The sequence below is a fragment of the Streptomyces sp. NPDC059696 genome, from assembly GCF_042733745.1.
In the GTDB taxonomy this organism is placed as follows: domain Bacteria; phylum Actinomycetota; class Actinomycetes; order Streptomycetales; family Streptomycetaceae; genus Streptomyces.
Window position 1 is genome coordinate 1 of the sequence record NZ_JBHWFG010000048.1, and the last position, 13761, is coordinate 13761.

Sequence of the window (13761 nt, forward strand, 5' to 3'; positions counted from 1 at the left end):
GCCCCCGGCCCGGGGGGGGTACGGGGGGTAAGTTCGGGGGTTTTTGGTTTGGGGGGGGGGGGGCCCCGCCCCCCCGCCCCCCCCCCCGCCGCAGCAGCCGCATCCTCACGCCCTGATGGACCGAACGCACGACACGGCCTTCGCCTGATCCACTTTGAGATGGAGCACGGGATCAGACGAAGGCCGCCTTCACGTCCGCCGCACTTCGAGAACGCCGATCAGGTTCGAGCCGCGTTCGGCACCGGACCATGAATGACACGGTCAGCGCTTGTTCGCGAACTTCCAGGCCGTCGGCAGGACGCCCATCGCCAGCGCCGCCTTGACCGCGTCGCCGACGAGGAACGGCGTGAGGCCGGCCGCGATGGCGGCGGTGGCGGACATGCCGGTGGCGAGGGCCAGGTAGGGCACGCCGACGGCGTAGATGATGGCCTCGCCCACCAGCATGGTGCCGGCCGTGCGCAGTACCGAGCGGTCGGCGCCGCGGCGGGCCAGGGCGCCGACGACGGTAGCGGCGAGGATCATGCCGAGGATGTAGCCGAAGGAGGGGGCGACGCCCGAGGTGCCCTGCGCGAACCACGGCACACCGGCGAGGCCCGCCACGGCGTACAGCGCGAGCGCGAGGAAGCCGCGGCCGGCGCCGAGGGACGTGCCGACGAGCAGCGCGGCGAAGGTCTGGCCGGTCACCGGCACCGGCGAGCCCGGCACGGGGACGGAGAGCTGGGCGGCGAGGCCGGTGAGCGCGGCGCCGCCGAGCACGAGGGCCGCGTCCCGGACTCGGGTGGGGGCACCGCCCTGCTCGAGTGCCGCCGAGAGCTTGGGGGAAGGGAGCAGGTCGGCGAGGACCTGACCGGTGCGAGCGGGTGTGGCGGTGGCGGTGCTCATGGGGACTCCGCGAGGGTGAGGGCCGGTGGGACACGGTGACGTTATCCCAGCGCTCTCGCCCCGATCACCGTCAGCCGTCCACAAAGGCGTGGACCGGCGGTTGGTCGCTTCCGAACAAAGGGTGCCGGTTACACCGAGGACGGGGTGATGCCGGTCACGGTGGTGAGGAGGCACGTGCCACGGCAGCCCGGTCGAGGGGTGTCTGTAGGTTTCCCCCAAAGGCGTCGCATACGCCGTCTCGCCCGTCGGTCGCCGTCTGGGCAGCCCGGGGCCGTTTTGCTAGCGTCGCCGGCATGGTTGCCCAGGCCCGGTACTTCTCGTCGCGTCGCTACGTCGACCTGCGACGCCAGGGCACGGCCACCTGTCGCCGGCCTCTGTGAGGCGGGGCGGAGGGATCCGGTCCGCCGATCGAGACGGCACAGTGTCGGACCGGCTTCCAGGAAGACTCCCATGCCCCGTACCGCGGCTCCCCTTCTGACGTCCCCCATCCCCCGTGTCGCCGACAGCGACCGCCGCCGCACCAGCGCGAGCGTCGTGCTGCGGTCCGTACTGGAACACGGGCCGGTCGCGCGCAGCACCATCGCCCGGCTGACCGGCCTGTCACCGGCGTCGGTGACCGACTACTGCGCCCGGTTCGCCGAGTTGGGGCTCATCCGCGAGTCGGCCGTGCTGCGGCGCTCCGGGGGTGTGGGCCGCCCGCACCTGCCGGTCGACCTGGACGACTCCCGGTTCGTGGTGGGCGGCGTGCACGTGGCGGTGCCGTACACCACGGTCGCCTTGCTGGATCTGCGCGGCCGTGTGGTGGCCCGGCGCGAGGTGAAACACACGGGCACCGAGCCCGGGCGGGTGCTGGCCCGGGCGGCCGACGGTCTGGCGGCGCTGCTCGCCGGCCTGCCCGGCAGCACGGCGCTCGGGGTCGGGTTCGCGGCGGGCGGCTGGGTGGACCGGGACTCGGGCACCGTCGTGGAGCATCCGCTGCTGGGCTGGCGCGAGGTGGCGGTGCGGGAGGTGCTCGGCGCGCGCACCGGGCTGCCGGTCCATGTGGACGGGCACGCACGGGCGTTGGTGAACGCGGAGCGGCTCTTCGGGCAGGCGCGGGGCAGCCGCAGTGTGCTGCACCTGTTCGCGGGAAACGTGGTCGACGCGGCGTTCGCCACCCATGACGAGGTGCATCACGGGCCGCGTTCCCAGGCGGGGTCCATCGCCCATCTGCCGGTGCCGGGCGGCACGGAGCCGTGCGGTTGCGGCCGGGTGGGGTGCCTTCAGGCGGAGTTGAGCGAGCGCACCTTGTGTGTGCGGGCCCGTGCGGCGGGGGTCTGCCACGCGGCGAACCCGATGCGTGTGGTCGCCGCGGCCGCGGCCGGTGACCCGGTGGCCGCGGAGCTGCTGCGGGAGCGGTCGCGGCGGACGGGGCGTGCGGTGGGGCTGCTGCTCGACGTGCTCAACCCCGAGCAGGTGGTGGTGACGGAGATCGGGGCCATGCACCGCGAGGACTGTCTGGCCGCGCTGCGGGAAGAGGTCGGGGCGGAGCGCGCCGCGACCGTCTCGCCGATCGCTTTCCCTGATTCCGTGCTGGCCGTGGCCGGTGGTGCGGTGGCGCTCGACGTTCTCTATCGGGATCCGCTGGCGGCGTCACCTGACGCTATTTAATTCAGAAACTCGGAATGTTGACAGGTAGGGCCGGAGACCAGGAACATCCTGTTCATGACCCCGCTCACGAGCTGTCGCACTCTCTGTTGCTGACCCGTTGACGCGCCCTGGCGCCCGTTCACGGAGCGCCTTCTCCTTCCTTTGTGACATTCGCGTGAATTCCTTGTCCGGCTTCTTTTCGCCGGGAATTCCGTGTGCTGTGCCGCCTTCCATACCCAGGGAGTACTCCCATGCCCTCGCCCTCCGTCGCCGGTGTCGACCGGCGCCTGTTCCTGACCTCGATGCTCGGTGTGACGGCCGCGGCAGCCGGCCTGAGCGGCTGCGCCGACAACAGCGCCGCTGCCGAGACGGCGTCCGACGCTCCCCTGGCCTCCAAGGTCCCCGCGGGGACGAGCCTGAAGATCGCGTCGTACCAGGGCGCGCAGCAGCTGCAGTTCAAGCTGGCCGGGTTCCGTGACCTGCCGTTCAAGGTGTCCAACTGGCTGAACATCGGCGCGGGGCCCGATGTCATCAACGCCTTCCGTGCGAAGTCCCTGGACGTCGCCAACAACGCGGGGATCCCGCCGATCCAGGCGCATTACCAGGGCTTCGACGCGAAGATCGTGGCGATCAACATCACCCGCAAGCCCAACTACCTGTTCGCCACCAAGCCCGGCAGCGACATCCGCAGGGTCGCGGAGTTCCGGGGCAAGCGGCTGGCCTTCTCCCAGGGGCAGGCGCAGGGTGTCGTCCTGCTGCGGGCGCTGAAGAAGGCCGGACTGAAGTACGACGACGTGGAGCTGGTGCCGCTGACCAGCAACCAGTTCCTCACCGCCCTGCAGTCCGGGCAGGTGGACATCGCCCCGCTCGCCAACAGCCAGGCGCCCGCCTATCTGGCGCAGTACAAGTCCGCGCGCACGATCCCCACGGACGTGGTGGACCTGCTGAACCTGCTGTGGGCTCCGGTCTCGGTGCTGAACGACCGGGCGAAGGCCGCCGCCATCGCCGCGTACGTGCCGTACTGGGCGAAGGGCCAGGTGTGGGCGTACGAGCACCCCGACGAGTGGAACGAGCAGTTCTACGTCGGGACGCAGAACCTGACGCTGCCCCAGGCGAAGGCCATCACCGCGCTGGCCAACAAGCCGCTGTTCCCGCCCAGCTGGGACGAGGCCGTGCGGTGGGAGCAGGAGACCGCCGATCTGCTCGCGGAGGGCGGCTTCGTGAAGAAGTTCGACGTCTCCGAGCTGTTCGACCACCGCTTCGAGTCCCTCGCGGCCAAGGCCGTACCCGCGGAGTACCGGAGGTGACCGCCGTGACCACGACGACCCACCGGACCACGAAGGCGCCCGCACCGCTCGCCCCGGTGGAGGGAACGCACCAGGTGCGCAGGCGCCGGCGGCTGGCCCCGGGCAGGCGGTTGCCCGCCACCCGGCTCGTCGGGCCCGTCGCCGTCCTCACGCTGTGGAGCGTCGCCTCCGCCGCCGGGTTGCTCGACCCGGGCGCGATCCCCGCTCCCTGGACGGTGCTGGAGACCGGCAGCCGCCTGTGGAGCGCGGGCACGCTGCCGGACGACATCCTGACCTCGCTGCAGCGCGCGGCCACCGGCTTCTCGATCGGCCTGGCCGTGGGGGTCCTGCTCGCGCTGGCGTCCGGGCTGACCCGGACCGGGGAGGCGCTGATCGACGGGACGGTCAACCTGAACCGGGCCATCCCCACCCTGGGTCTGATCCCGCTGTTCATCCTCTGGCTGGGCATCGGCGAGACGTTCAAGATCGCCATCATCGCGATCGTCGTGTACATCCCGATCTACCTGAACACGCACGCCGCGCTGTCCGGCATCGACAGCCGCTTCGTCGAACTCGCCGAGGTGCAGGGCCTGTCGAAGTTCCGGTTCATCCGGCAGGTCGTGATCCCCGGCGCCCTGCCCGGCTTCTTCGTCGGGCTGCGGCTCGGGGTCACCGGCTCCTGGCTGGGCCTGGTGGTGCTGGAGCAGATCAACGCCACCAGCGGGCTCGGCTACATGATGTTCCAGGCGCAGAACTACGGCCAGACGGACGTCATCCTCGTCGGCCTGGTCGTCTACGGCGTCTTCGGCCTCATCTCCGACAGCGCGGTCCGTATCGTCGAACGGAGGGTGCTGTCATGGCGCCGCACACTGAGCAGCTGACCCGGTCCGCCGTCCAACTGCGCGGCCTGACCCGGTCGTTCGAGGGGCGCACGGTCCTCGACGGCATCGACCTCGATCTGCCCGCCGGGCAGCTGACCGCCCTGCTCGGGCACAGCGGCTCCGGCAAGAGCACGCTGCTGCGGGCGATCGCCGGACTCGACCACGGCGTCACGGGCTCCGGGCAGCTGACCGCCCCCGAGCGGGTGTCGGTGGTCTTCCAGGACTCCCGGCTGCTGCCCTGGCGGCGGGTCCTCGACAACGTGCTGCTCGGCGCGGAGGGCAAGGACGCCGGCCGCAAAGGCCGGGAAGCCCTGGAGGAGGTGGGTCTGCAGGGCCGCGAGCGGGCCTGGCCGGGCCAGCTGTCCGGGGGCGAGGCCCAGCGCGCAGCCCTGGCCCGGTCCCTGGTGCGCGAACCGGAACTGCTGCTGGCCGACGAGCCGTTCGGGGCGCTGGACGCGCTCACCCGGATCCGCATGCACGGGCTGCTCAGGGAGCTGTGGGAGCGCCACCGGCCATCGGTGCTGCTGGTCACCCATGACGTGGACGAGGCGATCGTGCTCGCCGACCGGGTGCTCGTCCTGGAGAACGGCCGGATCGGCCTCGACCTCACCATCGACCGCGCGCACCCGCGGTCGTACCGCGACCCCCTGCTCGGCGAGTACCGGGAGCGGCTGCTGGCCGCGCTCGGTGTCACGGAGGACCATCGATGACCCGCAGAGAGCTGCACCTCAACGCGTTCCTGATGAACACCGGCCATCACGAGGCGTCGTGGCGGCTGCCGGAGAGCGACCCGTACGCGCACGTGGACCTGGCGCACTACGTGCGGCTCGCCCGGATCGCGGAGCGCGGCACCTTCGACTCGCTGTTCCTCGCCGACGGTCCGCAGCTGTGGAACAACCTCGCCCAGCGGCCCGCGGGGGCCCTGGAGCCGATCACGCTGCTGACCGCGCTGGCGACGGCGACCGAGCACATCGGCCTGATCGCCACGGCCTCCACCTCGTACAACTCGCCCTACAACCTGGCCCGCAAGTTCGCCACGCTGGACCACATCAGCGGTGGCCGGGCGGGCTGGAACATCGTGACGACGGCCGGGGCCGAGGCCGCCCGGAACTTCGGCCTGGACGCCGAGCCCGCACACGCCGAACGGTACGCGCGGGCCGCGGAGTTCCTCGATGTGGCGCTGAAGCTGTGGGACAGCTGGGAGGACGACGCGATCGTCGCCGACAAGGCGGCGGGGGTGTGGGGCGACGACGCGAAGATCCACCCGGCCCGGCACCGGGGCCGGTTCTTCAGCGTCGAGGGCGCGCTCAACGTGCCCCGCCCACCGCAGGGGTACCCGCTGCTCGTGCAGGCCGGCTCCTCCGAGGACGGCAAGCGGTTCGCGGCCCGCTACGCGGAGGCGGTGTTCACCGCGCAGCAGACCGTCGAGGACGCCCGGTCCTTCTACGCCGACCTCAAGGCCCGGACGGTCGCGGCCGGCCGGGACGCCGACCACATCAAGGTGCTGCCGGGCATCGTCCCGGTGATCGGCTCCACGGAGGCCGAGGCCCGGGCGAACGAGCGGCTCCTGGAGGACCACATCGTGCACACGCACGGCGTGGACCGTCTGGAGCGGCTGCTGCACCTCGACCCCGGCACCCTGGAACTGGACGGCCCGCTGCCCGCCGACCTGCCGCCGGAGAGCGCCATCGAGGGCGCCAAGAGCCGCTACACGCTCATCGTCGAGCTGGCCCGGCGTGACCGGCTCACCGTGCGGCAGCTGATCGGGCGGCTGGGCGGCGGGCGCGGGCACCTCACCTTCGCCGGGACGCCCGAGCAGATCGCCGACACCATCGGGCTCTGGTTCGCCTCGGGCGCCGCGGACGGTTTCAACATCATGCCCGCGGTGCTGCCGTCCGGCCTGGAGGCCTTCGTCGACCACGTCGTCCCGATCCTGCGCGCCCGGGGGCTGCTCCGCACCGAGTACGGCAGCCCCCGCCGCACCCTGCGCGAGCGCTACGGCCTCCCGCGCCCCGCCAACCAGCACGTCGTCGCCCCCGCCCTCGTCTGAACACCTCGTCCGGAAGGAACCCGTCATGGCCATCGAGATCCACAAGGTCACCGCGCACATCGGCGCCCGCGTCGAGGGCGTCGACATCACCCGGCCCCTCGATCAGGAGACCTCCACCGCCCTGCGGGAGGCGCTCAACGCCCACAAGGCCCTCGTCTTCGACGCGCGGGGCCTCGACGACGCCGGCCAGCAGGCCTTCGTCCGCCACTTCGGCGACATCACCACCGCCCACCCGACGGTGTCGGCGGTGGACGGCGCCCCGAACGTGCTGCCCGTCGACAGCGAGGGCGGCCGGGCCGCCAACCACTGGCACACCGACGTCACGTTCGTCCTCAACCCTCCGCAGGCCACCAGTCTGCGCAGCATCACCGTCCCGCCCTACGGCGGCGAGACGCTGATCGCCAGCTCGGCCGCCGCCTACCGCAGCCTGCCCGAGCCGCTGCGCGGCCTGGCCGACACCCTGTGGGCCGAGCACACCAACGACTACGACTACGCCGTCCCGGAGGAGGACGTCGACGAGGAGCAGTCTGCCCGGCGCGCCCAGTTCACCTCGATCAAGTACCGCACGGTCCACCCGGTGGTCCGCGTCCACCCGCTGACCGGCGAGCGCGGACTGTTCATCGGCGGCTTCGCCCAGCGGATCGTGGGCCTCTCACCCGGGGAGTCGCGCAAGATCCTCGATCTGCTCCAGGCGTACGTGACCCGGCCGGAGAACGTCCTGCGCCACCGCTGGTCGCCGGACCAGCTCGTCCTGTTCGACAACCGCATCACCCAGCACTACGCCGTCGACAACTACGACGGCCGGCCGCGGCGCCTGCACCGCGTGACCGTCGCCGGGGACGTCCCGGTGGGCATCGAGGGCAAGGAGAGCTACTCCGTGGAGGGCGACGCCTCGCACTACACACCGGTCGCGGCCTGACACACAGAGCGACGCGGCTGTCCGCATGGTGGGATGCCTCTTCGCTCCGGCGGAGAGGCATCCGAGACTGGCGGCGTTTTTGCCCTCGTACACCCACCACGCATAGGACGAGCCGCGCCCATGCCCAGCACCACCACGGAGACGCCGCCCAGCGCGGACGACGCCTCCCTCTCCCACGGCCTGAAGCAGCGCCACCTGTCGATGATCGCCCTCGGCGGGGTGATCGGAGCCGGACTGTTCGTCGGTTCCGGTGCCGGTATCGCCGCGGCCGGCCCCTCGATCGTGGTCGCCTACGCCCTCTCCGGCGCCCTCGTCATGCTGGTGATGAGAATGCTCGGCGAGATGTCGGCCGCGTATCCGTCGTCGGGGTCCTTCTCGGCGCACGCCGAGCGGGCGATCGGCCCCTGGGCGGGCTTCACGGCCGGCTGGTCCTTCTGGGTGCTGCTGTGCACGGCCGTCGGCCTGGAGGGCATCGGCGCCGCGAAGATCGTCAGCGGCTGGCTGCCCGGCACGCCGGAGTGGGCGTGGGTGGCGCTGTTCATGGTCGTCTTCTGCGGCACGAACCTGGCCGCCGTGAAGAACTTCGGCGAGTTCGAGTTCTGGTTCGCGGCGCTGAAGGTCGGCGCGATCACCCTGTTCCTGGTGCTCGGCGTCCTGGCCATCGCGGGCGTCCTGCCCGGCACGGACTCGCCGGGCGCGACGCACCTCACCGACTTCCTGCCGAACGGCGGTGAGGGCCTGGTCATCGGCCTGCTCGCCTCGGTCTTCGCCTACGGCGGCCTGGAGACGGTCACCATCGCCGCCGCCGAGTCGGAGAACCCCGTGAAGGGCGTCGCGAGCGCGGTCCGCACGGCGATGTGGCGCATCGCGCTGTTCTACATCGGCTCGATGGCCGTCATCGTCACGCTGGTGCCGTGGGACTCCGAGGAGGTCGTCGAGAAGGGCCCGTACGTCGCCGCCCTCGACGAGCTCGGCATCCCGGGCGCCGGGCAGCTGATGAACGTGGTCGTGCTGGTGGCCCTGCTGTCCGCCATGAACGCCAACATCTACGGCGCCTCCCGCATCGCCTACTCGCTGGTGCAGCGCGGGCAGGGCCCGAAGGGGCTCGGCCGGGTCTCGGGCGGGGTGCCGCGGATCGCCGTGCTGGCGTCCTGCGTCTTCGGGTTCCTGTGCGTGCTGCTGAGCTACTGGCGGCCCGACGACGTCTTCGCCTGGCTGCTGAACATGATCGGGGCGGTGATCCTGGTCGTCTGGATCTTCATCGCCGTCTCGCAGCTGCGCCTGCGCCGCCGTCTGGAGCGCGAGGCACCCGAGCAGCTGGCCGTGCGCATGTGGGCGTTCCCCTGGCTGACCTGGGTCGCCCTGGCCGGCATGGCCGCGGTCTTCGTCCTGATGGCCCGGGAACCGGACACGCGGGTGCAGCTGTACTCGACGGGCGGGATGATCCTGGTCCTGGCAGCGGTCGGGTACGGGTGGCAGAAGGCCCGCGCCAGGCAGTAGAAGATCCACCGCCGAAGGCCCTCGCGACGCGGGGGCCTTTTCGCATGCCCGGGCCATGCGTCGGTCCTCTCTTGCTGCTAGCGTGCAGTTGCAAGACAGTTGCAATAAGAGGTCCGGAGGGGATCCCGCCCATGCCCGTCTACACGCTGCCCGAACTGCCCTACGACTACTCCGCGCTCGCCCCCGTGATCAGCCCCGAGATCATCGAGCTGCACCACGACAAGCACCACGCCGCCTATGTGAAGGGCGCCAACGACACGCTGGAGCAGCTGGCCGAGGCGCGGGACAAGGAGACGTGGGGATCGATCAACGGGCTGGAGAAGAATCTGGCCTTCCACCTGTCCGGGCACATCCTGCACAGCATCTACTGGCAGAACATGACCGGCCCGAAGGACGGGGGCGGTGAGCCGCTCGCGCAGGACGGGGTGGGTGAGCTCGCGGACGCGATCACCGAGTCCTTCGGGTCCTTCGCGCGGTTCAAGGCGCAGCTGTCCAAGGCGTCGGCCACCACGCAGGGGTCGGGCTGGGGCGTGCTCGCCTACGAGCCGCTGAGCGGGCGGCTGATCGTGGAGCAGGTCTACGACCACCAGGGCAACGTCGGACAGGGCGCCACCCCGATCCTCGTCTTCGACGCCTGGGAGCACGCCTTCTACCTGCAGTACCGCAACCAGAAGGTCGACTTCATCGAGGCGATGTGGCAGGTCGTCAACTGGCAGGACGTGGCCCGGCGTTACGAGGCCGCCAAGTCCCGCGCGGACGTGCTGCTGCTGGCCCCCTGAGGCCCTGAAGCGTCCTGCCTCGTGATCGTCTTCTCACCCTTCACGGCGGCAGGCGGAAAGAAGGAGACCCCCGCGAGGACGTGACTCGCGGGGGTCTTCCCGTGTGGAGGGCTTCGGGCGGCCCGGGCCGCCGCGCCGGGCCCCGTCGTGCTACGGCACATCGCTCGCGCAGGGCACATTGAGTGAGAGGAGCGCGGCGGAACCGTCGGGGTGCATGCGCAGTTCGCTGACCGCCGCGTTCCGCAGCCGTGGGAGCACTCTGCGGTACTCGCTCACCGGGATCGACAGCAGGGTGCACAGCACCAGCCGCAGCAGGGTGTTGTGGGCGACGACCAGGACGCGTTCGCCGGGGTGGGCGGCGGCGATGCCCCGCAGGGCGCGCACGCCCCGGGCCGCCGCGGCCCGCGGGTCCTCGGCGCCGGGGAAGGAGTGCTCCACCGGGTCGGCCCGGTAGGCCGCGGCCCACTCGGGGTCCTCGGCCTCGAACTCGGCGAGGGTCCGGCCCTCCAGCACCCCGAAGTCGCATTCCCGCAGGTGGGGTTCGCTCTGCGGGGTGAGACCGAGGGCGCGGCAGGCGGGCTCGGCGGTGGCGACGGCCCGGGACAGCGGGGACGTCCAGATCGCGTCGACGGGGTGGGCGGCGGCCCACCGGCCGAGGGCGTCGGCCTGGGCGCGGCCGGTGTCGGTGAGGTCGATGTCGCTGATGCCGGCGTAGCGGTTCTCGGCGTGCCAGACGGTCTGCCCGTGGCGGACCAGCAGGAGGGTCGTACTCATGAGGGGGAAGTATCCCGGTTCAGCCGGCGGTGCGCGTGCGCGGCGACCGGGCCGGGCAGCCAGCCGCGGTCGCGCAGGGCGTCGACCAGACGGGCGTACGGCTCGGCGAAGACCGCGGTGCGGGCGGGGCGGGGTTCGACCACGGTCCGGACGCGGACCATGCGCGCGGTGACGTCCGCGAGCGCGCCGGTGCCCAGCACCCCGTACGCGGCCAGCGCCGCCATGCCGAGGGCCGGTTCGGTCTGCTCGGGGACGCGGGCCACGCGGCCCAGGATGTCGGCGCGCAGCTGGTTCCAGTACGGGCTGCGGGCGCCGCCGCCAGTGAAGGTGAGCGGCCCGTCCAGGGGTGCGCCGAGGTGGTGCAGGTAGTCCAGGCAGAGCCGTTCGGCGAAGCCGACGCCCTGGAGCAGCGCGGCCCACAGGTCGGCGTCGCCGGCGGGGTCGCCGAGGACGAGCGGGATCGCCTCCGGCGCGCGGAACGGGAACCGCTCCCCCGGCGAGACGAGGGGGTAGGCGAGCACACGCGACGGTTCGAACGCCCCGGCCCGCGCGTCCATGGCGGCCGGGTCGGCCCCCGGGAAGTGCGCCGCGAGGGCCCCGGCCCCGACGCTGGACGCCCCGCCGGGCAGCCAGGTGCCGTCCGGTGCGCGGTGGTTGTAGACCACGCCGGCCGGGTCGCGGACGGGGGCGCGGGCGGCGCCCTTCAGCACGAGCGTGGTGCCGAGCACGGAGTTCCAGGAGCCGGGCCGCAGCGCACCGGAGGCGATCTGCGCCGCGCAGCCGTCGGTCATCCCGGCGAGCACCGGTGTGCCGGCGGGGATGCCGGTGGCGTCGGCGGCGGCCGGGCGGACCTCGCCGAGGCGGGTCCCCGGGGGGACGACAGCGGGGAACAGGTCGTCGGGCACGCCCAGTTCGGCCAGAGCTGCGGCCGGCCAGCGGTCGCCCTCGACGTCGTAGCCCGTCTTCAGGGCGTGGCTGGAGTCGGCCGGGGGCGGCTCGCCGGTGAGCCGGGAGACGATCAGGTCGGGCTGGTGCGTCAGGCGCAGCGAGCCGCCGCCGTACTGGCCGAGCAGCCACAGTGCCTTCGGCAGCGCCCAGGTGTCCTGGACCGCGAGCCCCGCCTCGCGGGCCCGCGTGGCCTCGGCCTTCGCCCGCGCGTCGTCGTACATCAGCGCGGGGCTCACGGGCCGGCCCGACCCGTCGGTCAGCAGGACCGTGCCGGACGTGCCGCACACCGCGAGGCCGCCGACCGGCAGGCCCGGGGGCGCCGAGCCGAGGGCGGTCCTCGCCGCCTCGCACAGCGCCGCCCACCACCGCAGCGGGTCCTGCTCGTGCCGCGGTCCGCTTCGCCGCCCGGTCAGCGGGGCCGAGCCGCGGCCGAGGACCGTGCCGTCGGCGGTGACGAGCAGCACGCGGACGCTCTGCGTGCCCAGGTCGACGCCGAGCCAGCCCGCACCCTCGTCCGCACCGTCGTCCACCATCCGGAACCTCCCACACCGTCGCAGCCGGATCTGTGAACTTCTCACTGTGCCCCGATATTTTCCCGTGCGCGAGGGATTGACGCCCAACTTCAGCCGTTCCACCCTCTGTTAACGAGTCGACCCGACGTGTGAGCCAGCTTCCAGGTGGAGGTACGGATGGACACGCACGTGCACGACCGCCGGAGGTTCCTCGCGCTCGCCGCCGGGGCTGCCGCGGCACCCCTGCTCACGGCCTGCGGCGCCGGGTTCGGCGGGGACGACGGCAAGAGCGACGGCTCGGCGGCGGACGACGTCACCGGCTCCTTCGACTGGAAACGGGAGAAGGGCACCACCGTCAAGGCCCTGCTCAACAAGCACCCGTACACGGACGCGCTCATCGCCGACCTGAAGTCGTTCACGGCGAAGACCGGCATCGAGGTCGAGTACGACGTCTTCCCCGAGGACAACTACTTCGACAAGCTCACCGTGGACCTGTCCAGCGGGCGCGCCTCCTACGACGTCTTCATGCTCGGCGCGTACATGGTGTGGCAGTACGGGCCGCCGAACTGGCTGGAGGATCTCGGGCCCTGGATGCGCAACTCCTCGGCGACGGGCGCCGAATGGGACCAGGACGACTTCTTCCCGAACCTGCTGCGGGCCGACCAGTGGTCCCTGAAGGCGGGCGCGCCGCTCGGCCGGGGCGGGCAGTACGCGCTGCCGTGGGGCTGGGAGACCAACGTCGTCGCGTACAACACCGAGGTGTTCCGCACACTCGGCCTGAAGCCGGCCGAGTCGTTCGACGAGCTGGCCGAACTCGCCGGGACCATCAAGCGGAAGGCGCCGGGCGCCGGCTTCGACGGCATGTACGGCATCGCCGTACGCGGGTCCCGCAGCTGGGCCACCATCCACCCCGGCTTCATGACGATGTACGCCCGCAACGGGCTGAAGGACTTCACGGTCGACGGCGGGAAGCTCACCCCCGCCATGAACAGCCCCGAGGCCGTCGCCTTCACCGAGGACTGGGCCCGCATGGTCAAGCGGGGCGGGCCGCCGTCCTGGACGTCGTACACCTGGTACCAGTGCTCCAGCGACCTCGGCGCGAAGAAGGCGGGGATGCTGTTCGACGCCGACACGGCCGCCTACTTCCAGGCGGTGAAGGGCGCGAGCCCCGCCTCCGGGAAGATCGCCTTCCACCCCGGGCCGAAGGGTCCCGGCGGCTCGCTCGCCACCAACATGTGGATCTGGTCGCTCGGCATGAACGCCAAGAGCAGGAAGAAGAGCGCCAGTTGGCTGTTCCTGCAGTGGGCGACCGGCAAGGAGCACCTGCGCAAGAGCGCCGTCACCCACAACCACATCGACCCGGTGCGCAAGTCCGTCGCGGACGACGCAGCGTACAAGGACAAGATGCGGCACCTGCCGGGTTTCCTGGAGACCTTCGAGACCGTCGTCGACCAGACGAAGATCCAGTTCACCCCGCAGGCGCAGTTCTTCGACGCGACGACCAGCTGGGCGGCGGCCCTCCAGGAGATCTACGGCGGCAAGGACGCCGGGCCGGTCCTGGACGGGCTGGCGGACGACCTCGCCGGCAAGGTGGGCTAGCC

The 13761-nt window shown here is 71.9% G+C and carries 12 protein-coding genes; 9 read left to right on the top strand and 3 right to left on the bottom strand.

Going from position 1 to position 13761, the window contains the following annotated elements; all coding sequences use genetic code 11:
• Positions 1-261: 261 nt before the first annotated feature.
• Positions 262-882, bottom strand: coding sequence for a biotin transporter BioY (locus tag ACFV20_RS33685; protein WP_385664034.1), 621 nt, complete (start codon positions 880-882; stop codon positions 262-264).
• Positions 883-1332: 450 nt separating this feature from the next.
• Here ACFV20_RS33685 and ACFV20_RS33690 point away from each other — a divergent pair, with 450 nt between their 5' ends.
• The 8 genes from ACFV20_RS33690 to ACFV20_RS33725 all read left to right on the top strand — a co-directional run bounded on the left by ACFV20_RS33690 (position 1333) and on the right by ACFV20_RS33725 (position 9926).
• Positions 1333-2532, top strand: a complete 1200-nt coding sequence (locus tag ACFV20_RS33690; protein WP_385664037.1) for an ROK family protein — start codon at positions 1333-1335, stop codon at positions 2530-2532.
• Positions 2533-2762: 230 nt separating this feature from the next.
• Complete coding sequence (locus tag ACFV20_RS33695) at positions 2763-3818, top strand: ABC transporter substrate-binding protein (protein ID WP_385664040.1); 1056 nt, start codon at positions 2763-2765, stop codon at positions 3816-3818.
• Positions 3815-4678: an ABC transporter permease gene (locus ACFV20_RS33700; RefSeq protein ID WP_385664043.1), complete on the top strand. Its 864-nt coding sequence runs from the start codon at positions 3815-3817 to the stop codon at positions 4676-4678. Before ACFV20_RS33695 ends, ACFV20_RS33700 begins: the two co-directional genes overlap by 4 nt.
• Positions 4654-5388, top strand: a complete 735-nt coding sequence (locus tag ACFV20_RS33705) for an ABC transporter ATP-binding protein (protein ID WP_385664046.1) — start codon at positions 4654-4656, stop codon at positions 5386-5388. The genes ACFV20_RS33700 and ACFV20_RS33705 overlap by 25 nt, the downstream gene beginning before the upstream one ends.
• Positions 5385-6728: an LLM class flavin-dependent oxidoreductase gene (locus ACFV20_RS33710; RefSeq protein ID WP_385664049.1), complete on the top strand. Its 1344-nt coding sequence runs from the start codon at positions 5385-5387 to the stop codon at positions 6726-6728. Before ACFV20_RS33705 ends, ACFV20_RS33710 begins: the two co-directional genes overlap by 4 nt.
• Positions 6729-6753: 25 nt before the next feature.
• The gene (locus ACFV20_RS33715; RefSeq protein ID WP_385664052.1) at positions 6754-7647 is read left to right on the top strand and encodes a TauD/TfdA dioxygenase family protein; all 894 of its coding nucleotides are present in this window, start codon (positions 6754-6756) and stop codon (positions 7645-7647) included.
• A gap of 120 nt (positions 7648-7767) precedes the next feature.
• Positions 7768-9147: an amino acid permease gene (locus ACFV20_RS33720; RefSeq protein WP_385664054.1), complete on the top strand. Its 1380-nt coding sequence runs from the start codon at positions 7768-7770 to the stop codon at positions 9145-9147.
• A gap of 131 nt (positions 9148-9278) precedes the next feature.
• The gene (locus ACFV20_RS33725) at positions 9279-9926 is read left to right on the top strand and encodes a superoxide dismutase (protein WP_385664057.1); all 648 of its coding nucleotides are present in this window, start codon (positions 9279-9281) and stop codon (positions 9924-9926) included.
• Between the two features lie 150 nt (positions 9927-10076).
• Here the strand turns inward: ACFV20_RS33725 and ACFV20_RS33730 are convergent, their stop codons facing one another.
• Together ACFV20_RS33730 and ACFV20_RS33735 are read right to left on the bottom strand one after the other, a co-directional pair.
• Complete coding sequence (locus ACFV20_RS33730; RefSeq protein ID WP_385664060.1) at positions 10077-10700, bottom strand: histidine phosphatase family protein; 624 nt, start codon at positions 10698-10700, stop codon at positions 10077-10079.
• Positions 10697-12181, bottom strand: a complete 1485-nt coding sequence (locus ACFV20_RS33735) for an FGGY-family carbohydrate kinase (RefSeq protein WP_385664063.1) — start codon at positions 12179-12181, stop codon at positions 10697-10699. The genes ACFV20_RS33730 and ACFV20_RS33735 overlap by 4 nt, the downstream gene beginning before the upstream one ends.
• 156 nt (positions 12182-12337) lie before the next feature.
• Here ACFV20_RS33735 and ACFV20_RS33740 point away from each other — a divergent pair, with 156 nt between their 5' ends.
• Positions 12338-13759, top strand: a complete 1422-nt coding sequence (locus tag ACFV20_RS33740) for an ABC transporter substrate-binding protein (RefSeq protein WP_385664065.1) — start codon at positions 12338-12340, stop codon at positions 13757-13759.
• Positions 13760-13761: the final 2 nt, after the last annotated feature.